The sequence below is a fragment of the Mesorhizobium sp. CA14 genome, assembly GCF_020165195.1.
In the GTDB taxonomy this organism is placed as follows: domain Bacteria; phylum Pseudomonadota; class Alphaproteobacteria; order Rhizobiales; family Rhizobiaceae; genus Mesorhizobium.
The window spans coordinates 349806-371742 of the sequence record NZ_JAIUHR010000003.1; the positions used below are offsets into that span (position 1 = coordinate 349806).

Annotated in this window: 19 protein-coding genes; 10 read left to right on the plus strand and 9 right to left on the minus strand. The window is 64.0% G+C overall.

All coding sequences use genetic code 11. The annotated features are described in order from the left end of the window. Positions 1-200 precede the first annotated feature (200 nt). From gatB to LB565_RS06030, 3 genes are all read left to right on the plus strand, one after another. The gene (gatB, locus tag LB565_RS06020; RefSeq protein ID WP_224582233.1) at positions 201-1703 is read left to right on the plus strand and encodes an Asp-tRNA(Asn)/Glu-tRNA(Gln) amidotransferase subunit GatB; all 1503 of its coding nucleotides are present in this window, start codon (positions 201-203) and stop codon (positions 1701-1703) included. A 2-nt stretch (positions 1704-1705) separates the two neighbouring features. After that, complete coding sequence (locus LB565_RS06025) at positions 1706-2194, plus strand: GNAT family N-acetyltransferase (protein WP_224582234.1); 489 nt, start codon at positions 1706-1708, stop codon at positions 2192-2194. A gap of 130 nt (positions 2195-2324) precedes the next feature. Beyond that, complete coding sequence (locus LB565_RS06030) at positions 2325-3023, plus strand: AIM24 family protein (protein WP_224582235.1); 699 nt, start codon at positions 2325-2327, stop codon at positions 3021-3023. Between the two features lie 29 nt (positions 3024-3052). Here the strand turns inward: LB565_RS06030 and panC are convergent, their stop codons facing one another. Together panC and panB are read right to left on the minus strand one after the other, a co-directional pair. Next, complete coding sequence (panC, locus tag LB565_RS06035) at positions 3053-3904, minus strand: pantoate--beta-alanine ligase (RefSeq protein WP_224582236.1); 852 nt, start codon at positions 3902-3904, stop codon at positions 3053-3055. Next, positions 3901-4740 (minus strand): 3-methyl-2-oxobutanoate hydroxymethyltransferase, encoded by an 840-nt coding sequence (gene panB, locus LB565_RS06040; protein WP_224582237.1) that lies wholly within the window; start codon positions 4738-4740, stop codon positions 3901-3903. The genes panC and panB overlap by 4 nt, the downstream gene beginning before the upstream one ends. Positions 4741-4953: 213 nt before the next feature. On the opposite strand from panB, the gene LB565_RS06045 reads away from it, so the two are divergent. The 3 genes from LB565_RS06045 (at position 4954) to LB565_RS06055 (ending at position 6564) form a co-directional block, all read left to right on the plus strand. Further along, on the plus strand, positions 4954-5352 hold the full coding sequence (locus LB565_RS06045) for an NADH:ubiquinone oxidoreductase subunit NDUFA12 (RefSeq protein ID WP_140678429.1): 399 nt from the start codon (positions 4954-4956) through the stop codon (positions 5350-5352). 179 nt (positions 5353-5531) lie between these two features. Next, positions 5532-6110, plus strand: a complete 579-nt coding sequence (locus tag LB565_RS06050) for a DUF2155 domain-containing protein (RefSeq protein ID WP_411970610.1) — start codon at positions 5532-5534, stop codon at positions 6108-6110. Positions 6111-6171: 61 nt separating this feature from the next. Then, entirely contained in the window at positions 6172-6564 is a 393-nt protein-coding gene (locus tag LB565_RS06055) for a hypothetical protein (RefSeq protein ID WP_224582238.1), read from the plus strand. Here LB565_RS06055 and aat read toward each other — a convergent pair. The 6 genes from aat to LB565_RS06085 all read right to left on the minus strand — a co-directional run bounded on the left by aat (position 6555) and on the right by LB565_RS06085 (position 11901). Beyond that, positions 6555-7172 (minus strand): leucyl/phenylalanyl-tRNA--protein transferase, encoded by a 618-nt coding sequence (gene aat, locus LB565_RS06060; protein ID WP_224582239.1) that lies wholly within the window; start codon positions 7170-7172, stop codon positions 6555-6557. The two genes, LB565_RS06055 and aat, sit on opposite strands and share 10 nt — an antisense overlap. A gap of 12 nt (positions 7173-7184) precedes the next feature. Continuing rightward, on the minus strand, positions 7185-8528 hold the full coding sequence (gene accC, locus LB565_RS06065) for an acetyl-CoA carboxylase biotin carboxylase subunit (protein WP_140755702.1): 1344 nt from the start codon (positions 8526-8528) through the stop codon (positions 7185-7187). Positions 8529-8547: 19 nt separating this feature from the next. Next, on the minus strand, positions 8548-9009 hold the full coding sequence (gene accB, locus LB565_RS06070; RefSeq protein WP_140755704.1) for an acetyl-CoA carboxylase biotin carboxyl carrier protein: 462 nt from the start codon (positions 9007-9009) through the stop codon (positions 8548-8550). Positions 9010-9035: 26 nt separating this feature from the next. Beyond that, the gene (gene aroQ / locus LB565_RS06075; RefSeq protein ID WP_224582240.1) at positions 9036-9470 is read right to left on the minus strand and encodes a type II 3-dehydroquinate dehydratase; all 435 of its coding nucleotides are present in this window, start codon (positions 9468-9470) and stop codon (positions 9036-9038) included. A 131-nt stretch (positions 9471-9601) separates the two neighbouring features. After that, entirely contained in the window at positions 9602-10429 is an 828-nt protein-coding gene (locus LB565_RS06080; RefSeq protein ID WP_224582241.1) for a DsbA family protein, read from the minus strand. Between the two features lie 59 nt (positions 10430-10488). Further along, positions 10489-11901 (minus strand): M48 family metalloprotease, encoded by a 1413-nt coding sequence (locus LB565_RS06085; RefSeq protein ID WP_224582242.1) that lies wholly within the window; start codon positions 11899-11901, stop codon positions 10489-10491. A gap of 184 nt (positions 11902-12085) precedes the next feature. Here LB565_RS06085 and LB565_RS06090 point away from each other — a divergent pair, with 184 nt between their 5' ends. Both LB565_RS06090 and LB565_RS06095 read left to right on the plus strand, forming a co-directional pair. Continuing rightward, positions 12086-13234, plus strand: a complete 1149-nt coding sequence (locus LB565_RS06090) for a pyridoxal phosphate-dependent aminotransferase (RefSeq protein ID WP_224582243.1) — start codon at positions 12086-12088, stop codon at positions 13232-13234. Positions 13235-13239: 5 nt separating this feature from the next. Then, on the plus strand, positions 13240-14169 hold the full coding sequence (locus LB565_RS06095; RefSeq protein ID WP_224582244.1) for a glutaminase: 930 nt from the start codon (positions 13240-13242) through the stop codon (positions 14167-14169). Positions 14170-14271: 102 nt separating this feature from the next. On the opposite strand, the gene LB565_RS06100 is transcribed toward LB565_RS06095, so the two are convergent. Further along, entirely contained in the window at positions 14272-17238 is a 2967-nt protein-coding gene (locus LB565_RS06100; protein ID WP_224582245.1) for a ribonuclease E/G, read from the minus strand. Positions 17239-17883: 645 nt separating this feature from the next. On the opposite strand from LB565_RS06100, the gene LB565_RS06105 reads away from it, so the two are divergent. Continuing rightward, the gene (locus LB565_RS06105; RefSeq protein WP_224582246.1) at positions 17884-19137 is read left to right on the plus strand and encodes an N-acetylmuramoyl-L-alanine amidase; all 1254 of its coding nucleotides are present in this window, start codon (positions 17884-17886) and stop codon (positions 19135-19137) included. Between the two features lie 231 nt (positions 19138-19368). Next, positions 19369-21825 carry a penicillin-binding protein 1A gene (locus tag LB565_RS06110; RefSeq protein ID WP_224582247.1) on the plus strand — a complete coding sequence of 819 codons (2457 nt, stop codon included), beginning with the start codon at positions 19369-19371 and terminating at the stop codon, positions 21823-21825. Positions 21826-21937 lie beyond the last annotated feature (112 nt).

The window sequence follows — 21937 nt, forward strand, 5'->3', positions numbered from 1 at the left end:
CGCTTAGGAGGTCAGGGCTTCACCGGGACTGAGCGTAAGTGGACATCCACTCTCCATTGGAGGGCGTCCTATAGGCGAAGGTGGCGGAAAAGGCCAGCGTTCCGGCTTTGCGCTTGTCTCGCGGGGCTGTTTGCACTAGCGAAGTTGCGCACCGAAATATGCGTTCTGCATATCGCGAATTCTAAGTACGCAGGCCATCCATGAGCATCATCGACACCCGCACCCCCGACGCAAAACGTCTGATCCCCGGCGCCACCGGCGACTGGGAGATCGTCATCGGGCTCGAAGTGCATGCGCAAGTGATCTCGGAGGCCAAGCTCTTCTCTGGCGCGTCGACCTCCTTCGGCGCGGCGCCCAATGCCAATGTCAGCCTTGTCGACGCGGCGATGCCCGGCATGCTGCCGGTCATCAACGAGGAATGCGTCAAGCAGGCGATCCGCACCGGACTTGGTCTGAAGGCCGCGATCAATCACAAGTCGGTCTTCGACCGGAAGAACTATTTCTATCCGGACCTGCCGCAGGGCTACCAGATCTCGCAGTACAAGCAGCCGATCGTCGGCGAAGGCAAGGTGATTGTCTCCGTCGGCCCCGACCGCCAGGGCGAGTTCGAGGATATCGAGGTTGGCATCGAGCGCCTGCATCTGGAACAGGATGCCGGCAAGTCGATGCACGACCAGCACCCGACCATGTCCTATGTCGATCTCAACCGCTCCGGCGTGGCTCTGATGGAGATTGTCTCCAAGCCCGATATCCGCTCGGCCGACGAAGCCAAGGCCTATGTCACCAAGCTGCGCTCGATCATGCGTTATCTCGGCACTTGCGATGGCAACATGGACGAAGGCTCGCTGCGCGCCGACGTCAACGTCTCGGTCCGCCGTCCGGGTGGCGAGTTTGGCACGCGCTGCGAGATTAAGAACATGAACTCCATCCGCTTCATCGGCCAGGCCATCGAATACGAGGCGCGCCGGCAGATCGCCATTCTGGAAGACGGCGGCAAGATCGATCAGGAGACGCGACTGTTCGATCCGGCCAAGGGCGAGACGCGTTCGATGCGCTCCAAGGAAGAAGCGCATGACTATCGCTATTTCCCGGATCCCGACCTTCTGCCGCTGGAGTTCGACCAGGCCTATGTCGACGCGCTCGCCAAGGACCTGCCGGAACTGCCCGACGACAAGAAGGCGCGGCTGGTCGATGTGCTCGGCCTTTCGGCCTATGACGCCTCGGTGCTGGTTTCGGAAAAGCCGATCGCCGACTATTTCGAAAAGGTGGCGGCAGGCCGCGACGGCAAGCTCGCCGCCAACTGGGTGATCAACGACCTCCTGGGTCAACTCAACAAAGCCGGCAAGGATATTGAAAATGCTCCGGTTTCGCCCGAACAGCTCGGCGCTGTTCTCGACCTGATCAAGGAAGGTACGATCTCCGGCAAGATCGCCAAGGACCTGTTCGAGATCGTCTGGAACGAGGGCGGCGATCCGCGCCAGCTCGTCGAGAACCGCGGCATGAAGCAGGTCACCGACACCGGCGCCATCGAGAAGGCGGTCGACGAGGTCATCGCCGCCAACCCGGACAAGGCCGAGCAGGCGCGCGCCAAGCCGACCATGGCTGGCTGGTTCGTCGGCCAGGTGATGAAGGCGACCGGCGGCAAGGCCAACCCGCAGGTGGTCAACGACCTGGTCAAGGCCAAGCTCGGCATCGAGGGCTAGCGATGTTCGTGCGCACGGCGAGCGAACGCGATCTCGCAGCCGTCCGCGCGTTAATGGTCGAGACTTGGCATGCCACTTACGACGCCATCTATGGAGCCAAGCGGGTAACTGAAATCACGGATGACTGGCATTCGATCGCCTCGCTCAAGGCGCGGCTGACGCGCCCGAATTCCGAATTCCTGGTCGCTGACGACGGCAAGCGGCTCGGCGGCATGGCGTTCGCCGCCGCCACCACCGACCCGAAGATCGTCCTTTTGAACCAGCTCTATGTGCATCCGACCTGCCAGCGGCAGGGGATCGGCCAATTGCTGCTCGATGAAGTCGAAGCCAGTTTTCCGGAGATGGATACGCTGCGCCTCGAAGTCGAGGAAGCAAATGCCGTGGCGATCGCCTTCTACGAGGCGAACGGGTTCCGCCCGGCAGGCAGGACCGCCGATTGCGGCGGCAATTCGGGACTGCCCGCCCTCATCATGGAGAAGCGGCTCCGCTAGGTCGGCGGCGAGCCCCCATTCATCGCGCGGTTTTGATTTGATCGCGCCGACCCGCGTGGTCAAGGCTGCGCATCGCCGGTGTCCCGCTCTCCACTAGGCAGAGGCGTCGCCGGCAAAATGGGGGATTGCCATGCCGAGCTTGCCGGAACTGATGCCGACCGAGGTGTCGGATGAGACTTTTGGCGGCGTGACCTATCACGTCGCCGGCGAACTGGTGCCGGTGCTGTCGGTCGATGTGACCAACATGCCGGTCTATTTCGAGCACCACATCCTGCTCTGGAAGAACACCACCATCACCATCGGCCTGAAATCGCTGAAGGGCGCGCTGAAGCGGATGATCGCCGGCATGCAGATATTCGTCACCGAGGCGTCCGGGCCGGGAATCATCGCCTTCAGCCGTGATGGCCCCGGCCATATCGTGCCGATCCATCTTCGGCGCGGCGAGGAGATCCAGGTGCGCGAGCACCAGTTCCTCGCCGCGACCGCCAGCGTCGACTACTCTTTCGAGCGCGTGCGCGGGCTGGGAACGATGCTGTTTGGCCAGAGCGGCTTCTTCATCGACCGCTTCCGCGGCGAGACAGGTGACGGCATCGTCTGGCTGCATGGCTACGGCAATGTCTTCGAGAAGGTGCTGGCGCACGGCGAGACCATCGACATCGAGCCGGGCGGCTGGCTGTTCAAGGACGCTTCGGTGAAGATGGATACGAGGATCGACCGGCTTTCCAGCGGCTTCTTCGGCGCCGCCATGAATTTCGTCGTCAATCGCTTCACCGGGCCGGGCCGCGTCGGCATCCAGTCGATGTATCTGCATATGCCGTCGGAAGAGTAGGCGGCGAGCCTCATCGAACGATTGTCCGATCAGGCGACGGGAATTTCCACATTGTCGATCAGCCGGGTCGTGCCGAGCCAAGCCGCGGCGAGCAGGCGGCCGTCCCGGCCCCGCTGCCAGGGTCCGAGCGTGACGCTCGCGCGGGCGGCGACATAGTCGACCTTTTGGAAGCCGGCTGAGACGAGCGCCTTTGCGGCATCTTCGGTGCCGCCGGCCTCATCCGTGCCGGCTGAAAGCGCCGCAGCCGTGCGGCGCAGGATAACGTTGAGCTTGCGCGCGATTTCGAGCTCGGTCGCGCCGAGATAGGCATTGCGCGATGACATGGCGAGGCCATGAATGTCACGCACGGTCGGCGCGCCGACGATCTCAACCGGCAGGTCGAGGTCGCGGGAGAGCTGCCTGACGACGCAAAGCTGCTGGTAGTCCTTCTCGCCGAACACCGCGCAATCGGGCGCCGCCTGCAGGAAGAGCTTGGCCACAACGGTCGCGACGCCGTCGAAGAAGCTCGGCCTGAAGTCGGTTTCCAGGCCGCGGGAGGGGCCACCTACAGAGATCTTGGTGGCGAAGCCGGCAGGATACATTTCGCTCACGCCTGGCGTGAAGGCGAGATGCGCGCCGGCGTCCTGCAACCGGTCGAGATCGTGCGCCAGCTGGCGCGGATATTTATCGAGATCTTCCGTCGGCGCGAACTGCGCCGGATTGACGAAGATCGAGACGACGCAGCGCTCTGCCCGTTCGAGCGCGATCCTGACCAGCGAGATATGGCCGTCATGCAGCGCGCCCATGGTCGGCACCATGGCGACCTTGAGGCCGGCCTGCCGCCACTCCCGGATATGCGCCCGAAGGGCGGTGACGCTGTCGACGACGGTTGGCGCGTTCATGTCTTGTCCTTGCCGGAAGCCGTCGTGAAGACGTGTTCGGGGCCGGGGAAAGCGCGGCTGCGCACCTCGGCGGCGTAGCGCGCCGCCGCATCCGCCATCACGCCGCGCAAGTCGGCGTATTCCTTGACGAATTTCGGCACGCGGTCGACAGTCATGCCGACCATGTCGTCGATCACCAAGATCTGGCCGTCGCAGTCGGCGCTGGCGCCGATGCCGATGGTCGGTATGGAAATGTGACGGGTAAGCTTCGCGGCCACGACCTCCATCGTGCCCTCGATGACGACCGAGAATGCGCCGGCTTCTTCTACCGCCTCGGCATCGCTGAGCAGGGCAGCGATATTGTCCTCCGTCCGGCCCTTGATCCTGTAGCCGCCGTCCTTCTCCACCGATTGCGGCTGCAGGCCGATATGGCCCATGACCGGTATTCCTTCGGCAACGATCGCCGCGATCCGGGAAGCCGTGTCGACACCGCCTTCGAGCTTCACGGCCTGGCATCCCGTTTCCTCGACAATGCGCTTCGCCGCCGCCGCGGCCTGCGCCGGCGAGGCCTCGTAGCTGCCCGCCGGCATGTCGACCACCACGCAGGCCCTGGCCGAGCCGCGCATGACGGCCTGGCCGTGCGCGATCATCATCTCCAGCGAGGCGCCGAGCGTGGTCGCGTGGCCATGCAGCACCATGGCGACGCTGTCGCCGACCAGGAGCAGGTCGACATGCGGATCGAGCAGGCGGGCGACAGGATAGGTGTAGGCGGTGAGGCAGACGATCGGCACGCCACCCTTGCGGCGGCGAATGTCTTCGGCGCTGATCCGGCTGTCGGCGGACGGATCCCGGCTCAATCGTCACCTCCCTAAGGCGCCCCCGAAACGGGCCGGCCCGAGCTTTAGAAAGACGGGCAACGCTTGGCAAGCCGCGTTGCCGCCGGCAGGGCAACTGCATCGATTTAGCGCATGGAGCATTTCCATTCGGGGTGTGGCAAAACCCTTGCCTTCGCGGTGACGTGACGCCATAAGCAGGGGAAAGGCGCAGCCGCTGCCGCCGTGAGGATGTGGATGAAAACTTTCCTGCTGCAGTTTTTCACCTGGTGGAACAGCCAGACGCTCGGCACCCGCTTCCACACCTGGCGCTTCGGCAAGAGGGTCGGCGAGGACGAAGCCGGCAACGTCTACTATGAAGGCGGCATCGATTCGGAAGGCCGCACCCGCCGCTGGGTCATCTATCGCGACTATTCGGAAGCCTCGAAGATCCCGCCGGGCTGGCATGGCTGGATCCATCATCGCGTCGATACACCTCCATCGAGCGAGAGCTACAAGGCTCGCGAGTGGCAGAAGGAGCATCGGCCGAACCTGACCGGAACGCCCGGCGCCTATCGTCCGCAGGGTTCCATCCTGACCAACCAGCATCGCCCGCAGGTGACCGGCGACTACGACGCCTGGACGCCCGGATCGTAATCCACGTCCCAGACGCCGCTTCGGTCCTTTGTCGCCACAATTGGCGTTTAGCTGCTTGCTGATCGCGCAGCCTCGACTAGCCTTGGGCGTTGAAGAATCACCCGGGCACAACCACCGGTATTTGCATGAGCTCTCCTAAGCAATTCCAGGAAAAGTGCGCAGCGGTTTTCCGTCCGGAATTGCGTTCCCGAATTCTAAGCCACACCTCAAAGGCGCTGATCGCGGCGACGTCCATTCTGCTTGCCTCGACGGCAGCTTTCGCAGCCGCACAGGCGCCGGCCCCTGCGCCTGCTGCCTCCGACCGCATCACCAATCCGGTGGCCGAGTTCGCCGGCATCGACAAGATCACCGGCCGCATCATCACCTTCGATGTCTATATCGACGAGACCGTGCAGTTCGGCGCTTTGCAGGTGACGCCTCGCGTCTGCTATTCGCGGCCGGATACGGAGCAGCCGAAGACCGATTCCTTCGTCGAGGTCGACGAGATCACGCTCGATCGTAAGATCCGCCGCATCTTCACCGGCTGGATGTTTGCCGAAAGCCCGGGTCTCAACGCCGTCGAGCACGCCGTCTATGACGTCTGGCTCAAGGGCTGCAAGCAAAAGTCGGACGTGCCGCCGCCGACCGCGGCCAAGGCCGACACGGCCAAGCCCAAGAGCCAGGCCGCCAAGCCCAAGGCTGCGGCGCAACCGGCCGACGCCGGGTCCGAGCCGGCTGACGCGGCCCCGGAGCCGGACGACACGACCGACACCAACTGATCTCGGAACCTGGCCGCCTTTGAGCCGTTGCAAATCTGCGACAGGCGAGGAGGGTTCCGCGATGACCGCTACGAAGCCGATTACCGCCAACAAGCAGGAGCTTCTCGACATCGAGAAGGGCTTTTGGTCGGGCGATTCCGCCTATTATGAAGCCAATGCCGACGTGGAGTGCCTGGTGGCGTTCCCGCAGATGGCGCAGGCGATGACCAACGCCGATCTCGCAAAGACCGCGGCCAAGCCTAACAGATGGCGCGACCTCGACATCAAGCTGAAGGGCATGGTCGAGCCGGGCAGCGATATCGTCATGCTCACTTACGAAGCGCGCGCCACGCGCGAAAATGGCGAGCCCTATGCGGCACTCGCCAGCACCGGCTACGTCCATCGCGCCGACGGCTGGAAGATGATGTTCCATTCGCAAACGCCGATCGAGGCGGCAGAACAAACTCAAGGATAAAAGACGGCCTCGCCTCTCAGCGCCTCGGCGAGCATTTTCTCATACTGGCCGCGCGGCACGTCGACAGCGCCGAAGCGCTTCAAATGGTCGGTCGTGAACTGCGTGTCGAGCAGCGCGAAGCCGCGCGCCTTCAGCCGCTCGACGAGATAGTAGAGACAGGTCTTCGACGCATCGGTCTCTCTGGCGAACATGCTCTCGCCGAAGAACACGCGTCCGAGCGAAACGCCATAGAGGCCGCCGACCAGCCGGTCCTCGCGCCAAGCCTCGACCGAATGGCAGTGGCCCAGGCGATAGAGCTCGACATAGGCTTCGCGGATCGGCGCGTTGATCCAGGTCGAGCGGCGCTCCTCGCGCCTTTCGGCGCAGCCGTCGATCGTCGCTTCGAAATCGAAGTCGTAGCGGATCTCGAACGGATGTTTGCGGATCGTCTTCTTCAAGCTGCGCGGTATGTGGAACCCGTCCAGCGGAATGATGCCGCGCGTTTCCGGCCGCACCCAGAACACTTCCGGGTCGTTGGCGCTCTCGGCCATCGGGAAGACGCCGGAAGCGTAAGCCCGAAGCAGCAGGTCGGTCGGAATGCGATAGCCTGGCGCGTAGGGGCGGGTCATCGCATCCCCGTGCTATTCACCCTTGGCCAGATATTTTTCCAGCCAGTGGATGTCGTAGTCGCCATTGGCGATGTCGGGATTGCCGACAAGGTCGCGAAACAGCGGCAGCGTCGTCTTGATACCATCGACGACGAATTCATCGAGCGCGCGGCGCAGCCGCATCATGCATTCGACGCGGTTGCGTCCGTGCACGATCAGCTTGCCGATCAGGCTGTCGTAATAGGGCGGGATTTTGTAGCCGGAATAGACGCCGGAATCGACGCGGATGCCGAGGCCGCCGGGCGTATGGAAATGCGTGATCGTGCCGGGCGAGGGCGTGAAGGTGCGCGGGTCCTCGGCATTGATGCGGCACTCGATGGCATGGCCGTTGAACTTGATATCTTCCTGCCTGACCGACAGTCCGCCGCCCGAGGCGACGCGGATCTGCTCGTGCACGAGGTCGATGCCGGTGATCGCTTCGGTCACCGGATGCTCGACCTGCAGGCGCGTGTTCATCTCGATGAAATAGAACTCGCCATTCTCGTAGAGGAACTCGATCGTGCCAGCGCCCGAATAGCCGAGATCGGCGATCGCCTTGGCGCAGATATCGCCGATGCGCGAGCGTTCCTCCGCATTGAGCGCCGGCGAGTTGGCTTCCTCCCACACCTTCTGGTGGCGCCGCTGCAGCGAGCAGTCGCGCTCGCCGAAATGCACGCCGCGACCAGCGCCATCGCCGAACACCTGCACCTCGATGTGGCGCGGCTTCTGCAGATATTTCTCGATATAGACCGCGTCGTCGCCGAAGGCGGCGCCCGCTTCCGACTTTGCCGTCTGCAGCGCCACTTCGAGGTCCGCTTCGGTATGCGCCACCTTCATCCCGCGGCCGCCACCGCCGGCGGAGGCCTTGATGATCACCGGATAGCCGATCTCGGCGGCGACGCGCTTGGCCTCCTTGTCTTCGCTGATCGCGCCGTCGGATCCGGGCACGACGGGAATGCCAAGACGCTTTGCCGTGCGCTTGGCCTCGATCTTGTCGCCCATGATGCGGATATGATCGCCCGACGGGCCGATGAAGGTGATGTTGTGGGCGGCGAGGATGTCGGCGAACTTGGCGTTCTCCGACAGGAAACCGTAGCCCGGATGCACCGCGTCCGCTCCGGTGATCTCGCAGGCGGCGACGATCTGGTGGATGTTGAGATAGCTTTCGCGCGAGGGCGGCGGGCCGATGCACACGCTCTCGTCGGCAAGCCGCACATGCATGGCGTCGGAATCCGCGGTCGAATGGACGACCACCGTCTGGATGCCGAGCTCCTTGCAGGCGCGCAGCACCCGGAGCGCGATTTCGCCGCGATTGGCGATGAGGATCTTCTGGAACATCTCTTGGTTGTTCCCGGCTCTACTCAAGAACCACCAGCGGCATTCCGTATTCGACCGGCTGGGCGTCCTCGATGAGGATCGCCGTCACCGTGCCGGCGCGCGGCGAGGGGATCTGGTTCATCGTCTTCATCGCTTCGATGATGAGCAGCGTCTGGCCTTCCTTCACCTTCTGGCCGATCTCGACGAACGGCTTGGCGTCGGGCGAGGGCGCCAGATAGGCCGTGCCGACCATCGGCGAGGGCACAGCGTTCTTCGACGGATCGGCAGGCGCTGCGGCGGCTGGCTGAGCGGCTGCGGCCGCCGGGGCCGCGGCGAGCGCCGGCAGCGGCGCCGCAACCGCGTGGACGGCCTGCGACTGGCGCGAGACACGCACCTTGAGGTCGCCGAGCTCGACCTCGATCTCGGTCAGATTGGTGTCGTTCAGAATGCCCGCCAGGTCGCGGATCAGCTGCTGGTCAACACCGTTCTTTTTTATCGACATTTTCGAGCCTTCTGTTTGGGGGCCGGTCACAGGCGTGCCGCCAGTGCCTGCAGCGCGAGCGTGTAGCCGACCGGCCCGAACCCGCAGATCATGCCGACAGCGACCGGCGCGACCATGGAGACGTGGCGGAAGGGCTCCCGCGCGTGGATGTTGGAAAGATGGACCTCCGCGACGGGCAGCGGCGCAATGGAGCGGATGGCGTCGTGGATGGCGATCGAGGTGTGGCTGTAGGCGCCGGGATTGATGACGATACCTGCGGCCTTGTCGCCGGCTTCCTGGATCCAGTCGACCAGATCGCCCTCATGATTGGACTGGCGAAAATCGATCTCGAGCCCGAGCGCGGCGCCGGCTGCCTTGCAGTCCTCGGCGATCGCCGCAAGCGTCTTGCCGCCATAGATCCCCGGCTCGCGTTTGCCGAGCGCGTTGAGATTGGGACCGTTGAGGACGAAAATCGTTTTCAATATGGCGACCTTGTTCTACGCCGGCCCCGAGCCGGCGCACTGGCCTCTATAATGGGCATAGCCGCCCGCGAAAAGAGCGCAAGTGCGTTCTTGCGCTGTCCACAGCGGCCGGCTTTCGCATCCGCAAGCGCTTACAGCGCGCTCTTGGCCTCTTCGATCTTTTCCGCCAGAACCTGCTGGCCGAGTGCTCCGAAGACCACCTCGTTGCCGACGACATAGGACGGCGTGCCGGTGATCGACAGTTTCGTCGCAAGGTCATAGGTGCGCGACAGCGTTTCGGCGATGCGCGGATCCTTCATCTTCTCGCGCAACGCCGCCTCGTCGGCGCCGAGCGAAAGCGCCACCTTGATGGCGGTTGCTTCGGTGGCGCGGCCCTGGCCGCCGAGCAGCGCGGTGTGGAATTCGCCGTATTTCTCCGGATGCATCAGGTGGAACGCCATGGAGACGACGCTGGCCTTCTGCGAATCCGGGCTTAGGATCGGGAACTCCTTGAGCACGAAGCGCAGGTCCGGGTCGGACTTGGTCAGCGCCTTCATGTCCTCGATGGCGCGTTTGCAGAAGCCGCAATTGTAGTCGTAGAACTCTACGATCGTGACCTTGCCCTTCGGGTTGCCGACGACGCCGTCGAAAGTGGAGTTGAAGATCTCGTCCTTGGAATTCTTGATGACGCCGAGTGCCGCGAGCCGCTGCTCTTCCTTCTGCTTGGCCTCGAGCGCGTCCTGCACCTCGAGCAGAACCTCGGGGTTCTTCAAGAGGTAGTCGCGGATGATGCCCTCGACCTCCTTGCGATCGATCTTGGTATCGGCGGAGGCCTTGGTGTCGGTGGCGGACGTGACCTGCACGATTTGCCCGGTGTCGGCCTTCGCGGCCTGCGGATTTCCCGCCATGAAGCCGAAGGCCAGCATGCCGAGCGCCACCGCCAGACCGCCGGCACTGCCGAGCAGGATTGCCTTGTTCATGATTGTCTATCCTTTTGCCTTTCCCGGTGCGCCTTGGTCGCGGCCAACGCCCGGGAGGTTCATTTGAGTTTGTTCGATGGCGTGTAGTTTATAATATCCTGAGCGCGGACCCAGCGGGGTTCGCCGCGCTTCAATTTCTGTTGAGCGCGCATGGCGAAGATCTTCGCGTTCTTGTAGTCGCCCGAATAGTAGTGGCCCTCGGCGGTGGCGAGATCCGCGGCCGGAAAGTCGCCGAGTTCGCCATAGGCCTGCGCCAGGAAGCGATAAGCATCGGAATTCTCTCTGTCCCGCCCGACGCCGTTGTTGAGCTGGACGACCGCCTTCTTGAGCGAATCGGGTGTACCGACCGCCATCAGCGCCTGGCCGAGCGAGACCAACAGCAGGCCGGAGCGCGCGGGGTCGAGGCTGGCCGCCTTGGCATAGGCGTCCGCCGCGTCCTTCGGCTTGTTGATCTTCATGAGGATGTCGCCGCGCAACTCCTGGAAATAGGGGTTCTTCGGCTGCTCCTTGATCAGCGCCGCCGTCTTGTTCAGCGCCGCGCCCGGATTGCCGTAGAGATAGGTCTGCTGCGCGTCGCCGTAGCGGGCGGCGAGGCTGGTCGGGTTCTTGCGCATCAGCCGCGCGACGGCTGCCTGGCCCTGCATATAGGCGGCGATCTTGATGCGCATCATGTCGTGCCGCTGCTGCAACGCCGGCGGGTCGATCGTGTTGACGAAAGGGCTCTGCTTGACGAGCGCTTCGAGGTTGGCGATGCGCTCCTGCGGCATCGGGTGGCTGATCCGGTAGGGGTCGACCTGGGTGCCGGCGAGCGACAGCGCGCTCTGGAAGCGGCCGAAGGTTTTCAGCATGCCCATGCCGGATTGGCCGGTGGCGTTGAGATAGGTGATCGCCGAACGGTCCGCGGTGATCTCTTCGGTGCGCTGGTAGGCGAGGATCGAGCGCTGCGCCATCTCGCCGCCGCCGGCGGCGACGCCCATGCCGGCGCCGGCAAGGCCTCGGCTGTTGGTGGTGGCGCCGGCCACCATGGCGCCGGCGCCGAGCAGCGTGGCGATGATGGCCATGGTCTTGGCGCGGTCAAGCTGGTCGCGCAATTTCTGCTGATGCCCACCGGCGATGTGCCCGGCCTCGTGCGCGATGACGCCGATGATCTCGTTTGGTGTTTCGGCAGTCACCAGCGCGCCGGTGTTGATGAATAGGCGCCGTCCGGTGACGAAGGCGTTGAAACTCTGGTCGTTGACCAGGACGATGTCGATGCCGTCATTGGCGAGCCCCGCCGCCTTGAAGATCGGCCGGGCATAGTCGCGCACCAGCGCCTCGATCTCGGCGTCGCGCACCACCGGCACGCCTTGCGCGAAGGCGCTGACCGAGTTCGACACGGCAACGGCGGCGGCAAGCATAAGCGTCGCGAAACCGCGCGCGGTTCGGCTGAGGGAGGTCGAGTTGCCAATCGATGGTCGGGGTCGGCTCAACATAGGTCCACTGGTAGACGAGCGGGCGAAAGATGAAAAGTCGGCGCCGGCAACTTCCTGCGCGCTTGTGATCCCCACATCAATCGGGCATTTGTGCGGCGCTGCCCTTTAACTAGGGCAGTTCAGGAGCAAGTCAGCGAAGGTCTGCGTCCCGAGTCGCCGAACAACGGCAATTGGAAGAGGTCAAATGGTCGTTTCGCTTTCGCGCCGGGGGGAAGTCGAGCCCTTCCACGCCATGGACATCCTGGCCGAAGCCAACCGGCTGAAGGCCACTGGCGTGCCTGTCGTGTCGATGGCCGTCGGTCAGCCGTCTGATCCGGCGCCGGTCGGTGTCCGCGAGGCGGCGGCCGCGGCGCTCAGACATGGTCGCATCGGCTATACCGACGCCTTGGGCCTGGCCGACCTGCGCAAGGCGATAGCGGCGCATTACGGCGAGCATTACGGTATTGACGTCGCGCCGTCGCGCATTGCCGTCACGACCGGCTCGTCGGCCGCCTTCAACCTCGCTTTCCTCACCATGTTCGATCCGGGCGACCGCGTCGCCATCGCCGCGCCCGGCTATCCTGCCTACCGCAACATCATGGCCGCGCTTGGCATCGAGATCGTCGAGATCGAGCTCGGCACGGATGCCTACCTTCACGCCGAGCATCTGAAGGCCGCGCATCGCAAGAAGCCGCTTAAGGGCGTGCTGTTCGCCAGCCCCGCCAATCCAACCGGCGCGGTCATACCGGCGGACGAGCTCGTTGCGCTGGTCAAGACGGCCGAAGAACTCGGCATCGCCGTGATCTCGGACGAGATCTATCACCGGCTGGCCTATGCGGGACCCGATGTGACCGCACTGGCGCATGGCGCCGGCGTCACCGTGATCAATTCCTTCTCGAAATATTATTGCATGACCGGCTGGCGCATCGGCTGGATGGTGTTGCCGGAAGAACTGGTGCGGCCGGTCGAGCGTGTCGCCCAGAGCCTCTACATCTCGCCGCCGGAACTGTCGCAGATCGCGGCCATCGAGGCCTTCAAGGCGACGGAGGAGCTCGAAAAGGTGAAGGCGCGTTACGCCTGGAACCGCGACCTTCTGATGACGCGTCTGCCCGAACTCGGCTTTACGCTCGCCGCACCGATGGACGGCGCCTTCTATGCGTTCTGCGATGTCACCCGCCACACCAATGACAGCATGGCCTTTGCCCGCAAGATGCTGGCCGAAGCGCATGTCGCGGCGACGCCCGGCCGCGATTTCGACCCGGTGCAGGGCCATCGCACCATGCGCTTTTCCTATGCCGGCAGCCATGACGACATGGTCGAGGCGCTGGCGCGCATCGAACGCTGGCTGAAATAGAAGCCATGCCGGAGCTCGACCAAGCACTGGCCGAAGTCGCGGCCGAAATGGCGGCGCGCGCCGATCGCGGCGAGGTGGCGACCTACATCCCCCAGCTCGGCAAGGTCGATCCGACGAAATTCGGTATCGCCGCCGTGACCAATGACGGCCGCGTCATTCTCGCCGGCGACGCCGACCAGCCTTTTTCGATCCAGAGCGTCTCGAAAGTCTTCACGCTCACTCTGGCGCTGGGCAAGGTCGGCGATGCGCTCTGGCATCGCGTCGGCCGCGAGCCGTCCGGCAATCCGTTCAACTCGATCGTCCAGCTCGAGCACGAGAACGGCATCCCGCGCAATCCGTTCATCAATGCCGGCGCCATCGTCGTTTCCGACGTCCTGCTCGCCGGCCATCAGCCGCGCGAGGCGATCGGCGAAATCCTGCGCTTCATCCAGTTTCTCGCCGATGACGAGGCGATCATCATTGACCGCGAAGTGGCGGCATCCGAGCGAGCCACCGGCTATCGTAACTTCGCCCTGGCCAACTACATGAAATCCTTTGGCAATCTGCACCACGAGCCGGAGCTGGCGCTGGGTGTCTATTTCCACCATTGTGCCATTGCCATGAGCTGCCGCCAGCTCGCCATGGCCGGCCGCTTTCTGGCCAATGGCGGCAGGAACCCGGCGACGGGCCATTCTGTCGTGTCGGTCGAGCGGGCACGCCGCATCGGCGCGCTGATGCTGACCTGCGGCCATTATGACGGTTCCGGCGATTTTGCCTTTCGTGTCGGCATACCCGGTAAAAGCGGTGTCGACGGCGGCATTCTCGGCATCGTGCCAGGGATAGCTTCGCTGGCAGTGTGGTCGCCCGGCCTCAACGAGAACGGCAATTCCAAGCTCGGCTCCATCGCGCTGGAGAAGCTCGCCAGGATGATGAACTGGTCGATCTTCGCCCCGTAAAGCAACCATGCAGCGGTTTTCCGTCCTGCGCGGAAACGAAAAATCCCGCGCCAGATAGGCGCGGGATTATTTTTAAAAGATCAGTCTAACGAGCTGAAGGGCTTAGAAAAAACCCTTGCGCTGCCACCAGCCGGCGCGCTTCGGCTTGTCTTCGGCCTTGGCCTCGTCAGACACGTTCGAAGACACGACGGGAACAACCGGTGCGTCGACTGACTGTGGCTTGCGCCGCGTCGGATGGGCATTGGTGGCAGGCTCCGCCTCGGTGGTCGCGGGAGCAGCAGCCGCCGGCTCCGGCTCGGGCTCGACAGCCGCGGGCGCGACCTGGGCCTCGGCCACAGGCTCCGATACCGTCTCGGCCACGGTTTCCTCGGCTGCCTTCTTGGCTCTCGAACGGCGCGGCTTCTTCGGTTTTTCAGCCACCTCGGCGTCGTCATTGGCTGCCTCGGGAGCGGCAGGCTCGGGCGCGGCTGCCACGACCGGTTCACCGGCGGTTTCCTCACCCTCCGCCGCTTCGTCCTCGGTGTCGCCGACAGTCTCGCCGGCAACCGCCTCCGAAGCCTCGTCCTCGCGGCGATTGCGTTTGCCGCCGCGCTTGCCGCGCCGGCGCTTCTTGCCGGCGCCTTCATCGCTTGCCGCCGCCACGGCTTCGCCGCCGGCGGTCACTTCCTGGGCTGCCTCGTCCGTTGCCGCATTGCCGGCATCGCCGGCTTCCTCCGGCGCCGGAGCGGCAATGGCTTCACCATTGTGCTCGCGATCGCGGTCCCTGCCGCCGCGCCGCCGCCGGCGTTTGCGGCGCCTGCGGCCTTCGCCGTCCTCGGAGTGCTGCTGGTGCTGGCCCTGCTGCTGCGGGTGGCGCGGCTGTTCGGCCTTCGCCGAAACCTCTTCTTCCTCTTCCTCGACGACGATCTCGTCCTCGGGCTCTTCCGGCTCGACATAGGCCGGCAGGCTGCGCACCTCGACGAAGCCTTCCGGCTTTTCGGCAACGGCGCCGCGGAAGATCGCGTAGTGCTGGGTGCCGAGCGTCTCGTCAGCCTCGATCGTGATGGTCAGGCCGAAGCGGGCTTCGAGCTCCACCAGATTGGCGCGCTTGTGGTTGAGCACGTAGAGCGCGGTCGCGGCCGGCGTGCGCACGATGATGTGGCTGCGCGAATCCTTGAGCAGGAATTCCTCGATCGCCCGCACCACCATAAGCGCCACGGAGGAATCGGAGCGCACATGGCCGGTGCCGCCGCAGTGCGGGCAGGGCTTCATGGTCGATTCCAGCACGCTGGCGCGGATGCGCTGGCGCGACATTTCCATCAGGCCGAAATGCGAGATGCGGCCGACCTGGATACGGGCGCGGTCGTTCTTGAGGTGATCCTTCAGCCGCTTCTCGACGGAGCGGTTGTTGCGGTTCTCCTCCATGTCGATGAAGTCGATGACGATGAGGCCGGCAAGGTCGCGCAGTCTGAGCTGGCGCGCGACTTCCTCGGCGGCCTCCAGATTGGTGTGGAGCGCGGTCTCCTCGATCGAATGCTCCTTGGTGGAGCGGCCGGAGTTGACGTCGATCGAAACCAGCGCCTCGGTCTGGTTGATGATGATGTAGCCGCCGCTCTTCAACGTCACCTGCGGCTGAAGCATGCGGTCGAGCTGCGCCTCGATGCCGTTGCGCACGAAGATCGGCGTGGTGTCGCGGTAGGGCTGAACCACCTTGGCGTGGCTCGGCATCAGCATGCGCATGAAGTCCTTGGCCTCGCGATAGCCGTCCTCGCCGGAGACCAGGATCTCGTCGATATCCTTGTTGTAGAGGTCGCGCACCGAGCGCTTGATCAGGCTGCCTTCCTCATAGACCAGGGCAGGGGCCGTGGATTGCAGCGTAAGGTTGCGGACATTCTCCCAAAGCCGCATCAGATATTCGTAGTCGCGCTTGATCTCGGCCTTAGTGCGACTTTCGCCGGCGGTGCGCAGGATGACGCCCATGCCTTGCGGCACTTCGAGGTCGGCCACGACCTCCTTCAGGCGCTTGCGGTCCTGCGCGTTGGTGATCTTGCGCGAGATGCCGCCGCCGCGCGCCGTGTTCGGCATCAGCACCGAATAGCGGCCGGCAAGCGAGAGATACGTGGTGAGCGCCGCGCCCTTGTTGCCGCGCTCTTCCTTGACCACCTGCACCAAAAGAATCTGGCGGCGCTTGATGACTTCCTGGATTTTGTACTGGCGACGCACCGGCTTGCGGCGGTTGCGGATCTCCTCGAGCGCGTCTTCGGCTCCGACCGATTCGACCTCGTGCTCGTCCGAATGCGAGGAAGAGACCTCCTCCAGCATGCCGCGATCATTGTCGCTGGCGGCGGCTTCGCCGCTCTGCTCGGGCTGATCCGTCTGCCGGACCGCTTCGGAGATCACGTCGGCGTCGACGCTCGCGGCAATCGAGGTCGAGCCGCCTTCGGACGGCTTGCCGTCCTCGTCATCGGCGGCCGCTACGGCGTCGCCGCCAGTCTCGGCGGCAGTTTCTTGAGACGTTTCCGACGCGGCCTCGACCGCCTCGAAGGCTGTTTCGACATTTTCAGCCTGGGCATCGGCGGTCTCGCCGCCAACATTCTCGCCGGCAACCTCGGCAGCGGTGTCGTGGGCCTCTACGGTTTCAGCCTGGCTTTCCCCGTTCTCCGGGGAAGCCGCGATTTCAACATCGTGCTTGTGCTCGCCGCGCTCGCGGTTCTTGCCGCCGCGGCGCCTGTTGCGGCGGCCGCCGCGATCGCGCGCCTGCTCTTCGCCGCTCTCGGCTTCCTCGTCGTCTTCGTCCTCGGCTTCCTGCGCTTCGGCGCGCAGCAGAGCCTGACGGTCGGCGACCGGGATCTGGTAATAATCGGGATGAATTTCACTGAAGGCGAGAAAACCGTGACGGTTGCCGCCATACTCGACAAAGGCTGCCTGGAGGGAAGGTTCGACCCGGGTTACGCGGGCGAGGTAGATGTTTCCTTTGAGCTGCTTCTTGTCCTGGGATTCAAAGTCGAATTCTTCGATGCGGTTACCGCGAACGACGACAACGCGTGTTTCCTCCGGGTGGGAGGCGTCTATCAGCATCTTGTTGGGCATTATTTTGTTTCCTGCCGGCAGCCGACGGCCGCAGCCGGCGTGGCAATGCCCGCCGCTGTGCGCCTGTATCTGTGTGCATGCCGGATAATTGAATGTCCGCTAGCCGCCGCTTGAGCGCGATGGCGGTGCCGCCCGCAGCCACTATGGCGCGGTTCGATGCGGACCTTTCCATGATTGCGCTTGAAGCCATCGGCACCAGCAGAACCTTTTGAACCAAAGCCCGGGCTCAGCCGGACCAGCTTGTTTGCTCACGAAGAGCCGGCGCGGGGCAAACCCGGCCGTTTTCCTCACGCAAGCGATTCCCCCGCCACGGGAGCACGCCTGCGAAAATCGTCGCGACCACCTGAGCCTGGAAGGATAACGGAGCCGCCTTTGCATCCGACCTTTGGCAGGAAACTGCTGAGGCGAGCGGTTCCAGGATTGCAGTGATCCAATGTCGCTTTTATGATTTGGCGGCATGGAAGGCAACCCCGATTTCGGATGCCGGCAAAAAGCGCTTCCGCAGGGGAAGGTGCCTTCCATCGCGTCTATGAAAGGCTTGGTTAACCTTCTCTGAATACCAATCGTTAATTGAATTGGTGGCCTGACAGGCACTCTGCGGGAAGGCTGGGCGCAATGCGTCGAACCGGGAGCGACGGATAAGAGATGGGACCGGCGGGCACCGCGGACAAGAGGGGTAGGATCGCCGGGTGTTTCCTGCGCTTGGCCTGGACTGCCTTGCTGCTGACCGTCCTGTCCTGTTTCGCCGCCGCGCACGCCGACACCCTGCTTGGCGCGACCGGCTACAAGATGGCCGGCGACGCCACAAAGATGCGCATAGTCGTGAATTTCGACCGCGAGCCGGACGTCAAATGGTTCCTGCTGCGCGGCCCCAATCGCCTGGTCATCGACCTGCCGCGCACACGATTCGCCCTCGACGCCAAGGATGTAAAGCCGCGCGGGCTTGTGCGGGCCGTCCGCTACGGCGATCAGGGGCACGGTTCGCGCCTGATCCTCACCGGCAAGGGACCTTTCGCCGTCGACAAGCTCGACGTGCTCAAGAATGACGATGGCAGCGGCTATCGCATCGCCATCGACATGTCGGCCGCCTCGGAACGCGAGTTCGACGCGGCGCTCGCCAACCAGTCGCTGACAACCGGTTCGACGGTTTCCACCGAAAAGGGCGAGCGGGTCGGCACCGGACCGATCTCGGCGCCCGGCCATCGCTTCACGGTGGTTATCGATCCGGGCCATGGCGGCGTCGATGGTGGCGCAGAAAGCTCGGCCGGCACGGTCGAGAAGGACGTCACGCTCGCCTTTGCCAAGGAACTGCGCGACAAGCTGGCGGCGGTCGGCAAATACGATGTCTACATGACACGCGACAACGACCTGTACCTGGCGCTGGACGAACGCGTGCGCATCGCGCGCCAGCACGAGGCCGATCTTTTGATCTCCATCCATGCCGACACGATCGCCGTCAAAGGGCTTCGCGGCGCCACGGTCTACACGCTCTCGGACAAGGCCTCCGATCCGGAGGCGCAGGCGCTCGCCGATCGCGAGAATCTCTCCGACCAGTTCGCCGGAATGAAGATCGAGGACGACAACAAAGAAGTCACCGATATCCTGATCGATCTGATCCGCCGCGAAACCCATAGTTTCTCGATGAGTTTCGCCCATACGCTCGTCGGTCAGTTGTCGACCAGCGTCGGCCTCATCAACAATCCGCAGCGTTCGGCCGGCTTCAGAGTGCTCAAGGCCCCCGACGTGCCGTCCGTCCTGGTCGAGCTCGGTTATCTTTCCAACGTCAAGGACGAGGCGCAGCTGCTCAACGCCGACTGGCGCGGCAAGGCGGCGCAAAGCATAACCAACGCGGTTGGCCTGTTTGCCGCCGCCAAGGCCGGTACCGCGACGGGCGGCTGAGCCTGCCGCATCCGCCCGCAACCGCCGGATGTCTGCAACCACAAGCAGCGTTGCATGACAACAACACCAGGCGTTATTATTCGGCAACCGAGTCCTCAAATTTCGCGCTGCCGTATTTTGTCCACATGGCCGCGACATGGGTTTTTCGATTGCGGATTGGGACCGCCCCGGGAAGCTTGCGCGACTGTCGGCTTCGTTTAGGAAATTCCCGAACCTCGGACTGGAGCGGGCATGATTCGTCTCATCGGCTATTTCTTTGGCATCGGCACGACGCTGGCGCTGCTGGTGGCGGCCGGTCTTGCCATCTATGTCAGCCATCTGACCAAGGACCTGCCCGACTACGAGGTTTTGGCCAAATACGAACCGCCGGTGACGACGCGTATCCACGCCTCCGACGGTTCGCTGATGGCCGAATATGCGCGCGAACGGCGTCTCTATCTGCCGATCCAGGCCATCCCTGACCGCGTCAAGGCCGCCTTCATGTCGGCCGAGGACAAGAATTTTTACAACCATCCCGGCATCGACATCACCGGCCTCGGCCGCGCGATTGTCGTCAACCTGCAGAACTTCGGCTCAGGCAGGCGCCAGGTCGGCGCCTCGACGATCACCCAGCAGGTGGCGAAGAACTTCCTGCTCACCGCCGACCAGACCTATGAGCGCAAGATCAAGGAGATGATCCTGGCCTTCCGCATCGAGCAGGCCTATTCGAAAGACCGCATCCTCGAGCTCTACCTCAACGAAATTTTCTTCGGCTTCGGCGCCTACGGCGTTGCGGGTGCTGCGCTTACCTATTTCGACAAGTCGGTCAACGAGTTGACAGTCGCGGAAGCCGCCTATCTCGCCTCGTTGCCGAAGGGCCCGAACAACTATCATCCCTTCAAGCACGCCGACCGCGCCCTGGAACGCCGCAACTGGGTCATCGACCAGATGGTCGCGAACGGCTACGTCACCCGTGAGGAGGGCGACAAGGCCAAGGCCGAACCGCTCGGCGTGACGCCGCGCCGCAACGGCTCATACCTGTTCGCCGGCGAGTACTTCACCGAGGAGGTCCGCCGCCAGATCATCGCGCGCTACGGCGAGAACGCGCTTTACGAGGGCGGCCTGTCGGTGCGCACGACGCTCGATCCGAAAATCCAGCTCATCGCGCGCAAGGCGATGCAGAACGGCCTGCTCAAATACGACATGCTGCGCGGCTATCGCGGTCCGGTGAAGCATATCGACATCTCCGGCGACTGGGGCGTGCCGCTCGGCAATGTAAAGGGTCTCGAGGACGTGCCGGAATGGACGCTGGCCGTCGTGCTCGACAGTTCGGCGACTGGTCTCGCCATCGGCCTTCAGCCGGCGCGACAGGCTTCCGGCGACCTCGTCAACGACCGTGTCCAGGGTACCGTCAGCAAGGAGGACATGGGCTTCGCCATGCGCCACTTCGTCAACGGCAAGTCCGTCAGGGCGAAGTCCCCGGCGGAGGTGCTGGAGCCCGGCGACGTGATCTACGTGCAGAAGAACGAAGGCTCCGACAACACCTACATGCTGCGCCAGGTGCCGGAGGTGGAGGGCGGCCTCGTCGCCATGGATCCGCATACCGGCCGCGTGCTCGCCATGGTCGGTGGCTTCTCCTACGCGCAGTCCGAGTTCAACCGCGCAACCCAGGCGATGCGCCAGCCCGGCTCCTCGTTCAAGCCGATCGTCTATTCGGCTGCGCTCGACAATGGCTACACCCCCGCCTCGGTGATCATGGACGGCCCCATCACCATCCAGAGCGGCAACACCACCTGGACGCCGAAGAACTATGACGGCACGGTCGCGGGCCCGGCCACCCTGCGCTCCGGCATCGAGAAGTCGCGCAACCTGATGACCGTGCGGCTTGCCAACGACATGGGCATGAAGCTGGTCGTGGAATATGCCGAGCGCTTCGGCGTCTACGATCATCTGGCGCCCTATCTGCCGATGGCGCTGGGCTCCGGCGAGACGACCGTCATGCGCATGGTGTCGGCCTATTCGATCATGGCCAATGGCGGCAAATCGATCAAACCCTCGCTCATCGACCGCATCCAGGACCGTTACGGCAAGACGGTGTTCAAGCAGGACGAGCGCGGCTGCGAAGGCTGTAACGCCACCGAATGGAAGGACCAGCCCGAGCCTGAGCTGGTCGACAATTCCGAACAGGTGCTCGACCCGATGACCGCCTACCAGATCACCTCGATGATGGAAGGCGTGGTGCAGCGCGGCACCGGCGCCACCATCGGTGAACTGGGCCGCCACATCGCCGGCAAGACCGGCACGACCAATGACGAGAAGGACGCCTGGTTCATCGGCTACACGCCCAACCTCGTCGTCGGCCTTTATATGGGCTACGACACGCCGCGCGGCCTCGGCCATGGCGCCACCGGCGGTGGTCTCGCTGCGCCGATCTTCAAGGACTTCATGCGCGTCGCGCTCGACGGCAAGCCGAACACCGACTTCCAGGTCCCGGACGGCATGAAGCTGATCGCCATCAACCGCAAGACCGGCATGCGCGCCGCCGAAGGCGATCCCAACACCATCGTCGAGGCGTTCAAGCCCGGCACCGGACCGGCCGACAGCTATTGGGTGATCGGCATGGGTGCAGACGGCTCGAACGGCTCGGGCGGAGCGCTGTCGCCCCAGGCCAACCAGGCCATCCAGGATGGCGGCGGCGGCCTCTACTGACCTCGCGCATTTCTGAAATGGGCCGGCGAGAAACCGCCGGCCCATTTCGCTTTACAGGCGGCGATGCCGTGCCTATGTATCGCGCCTATTCCGAAAAGACCGAAAAGAACAG

Bases quoted from the DNA above. Each gene is read 5' to 3' on its own strand.
- gatB (WP_224582233.1), top strand. From the start codon at position 201: ATGAGCATCATCGACACCCGCACCCCCGACGCAAAACGTCTGATCCCC.
- LB565_RS06025 (WP_224582234.1), top strand. From the start codon at position 1,706: ATGTTCGTGCGCACGGCGAGCGAACGCGATCTCGCAGCCGTCCGCGCG.
- LB565_RS06030 (WP_224582235.1), top strand. From the start codon at position 2,325: ATGCCGAGCTTGCCGGAACTGATGCCGACCGAGGTGTCGGATGAGACT.
- panC (WP_224582236.1), bottom strand. From the start codon at position 3,904: ATGAACGCGCCAACCGTCGTCGACAGCGTCACCGCCCTTCGGGCGCAT.
- LB565_RS06045 (WP_140678429.1), top strand. From the start codon at position 4,954: ATGAAAACTTTCCTGCTGCAGTTTTTCACCTGGTGGAACAGCCAGACG.
- LB565_RS06055 (WP_224582238.1), top strand. From the start codon at position 6,172: ATGACCGCTACGAAGCCGATTACCGCCAACAAGCAGGAGCTTCTCGAC.
- aat (WP_224582239.1), bottom strand. From the start codon at position 7,172: ATGACCCGCCCCTACGCGCCAGGCTATCGCATTCCGACCGACCTGCTG.
- accC (WP_140755702.1), bottom strand. From the start codon at position 8,528: ATGTTCCAGAAGATCCTCATCGCCAATCGCGGCGAAATCGCGCTCCGG.
- accB (WP_140755704.1), bottom strand. From the start codon at position 9,009: ATGTCGATAAAAAAGAACGGTGTTGACCAGCAGCTGATCCGCGACCTG.
- LB565_RS06080 (WP_224582241.1), bottom strand. From the start codon at position 10,429: ATGAACAAGGCAATCCTGCTCGGCAGTGCCGGCGGTCTGGCGGTGGCG.
- LB565_RS06085 (WP_224582242.1), bottom strand. From the start codon at position 11,901: ATGTTGAGCCGACCCCGACCATCGATTGGCAACTCGACCTCCCTCAGC.
- LB565_RS06090 (WP_224582243.1), top strand. From the start codon at position 12,086: ATGGTCGTTTCGCTTTCGCGCCGGGGGGAAGTCGAGCCCTTCCACGCC.
- LB565_RS06095 (WP_224582244.1), top strand. From the start codon at position 13,240: ATGCCGGAGCTCGACCAAGCACTGGCCGAAGTCGCGGCCGAAATGGCG.
- LB565_RS06100 (WP_224582245.1), bottom strand. From the start codon at position 17,238: ATGCCCAACAAGATGCTGATAGACGCCTCCCACCCGGAGGAAACACGC.
- LB565_RS06105 (WP_224582246.1), top strand. From the start codon at position 17,884: ATGGGACCGGCGGGCACCGCGGACAAGAGGGGTAGGATCGCCGGGTGT.
- LB565_RS06110 (WP_224582247.1), top strand. From the start codon at position 19,369: ATGATTCGTCTCATCGGCTATTTCTTTGGCATCGGCACGACGCTGGCG.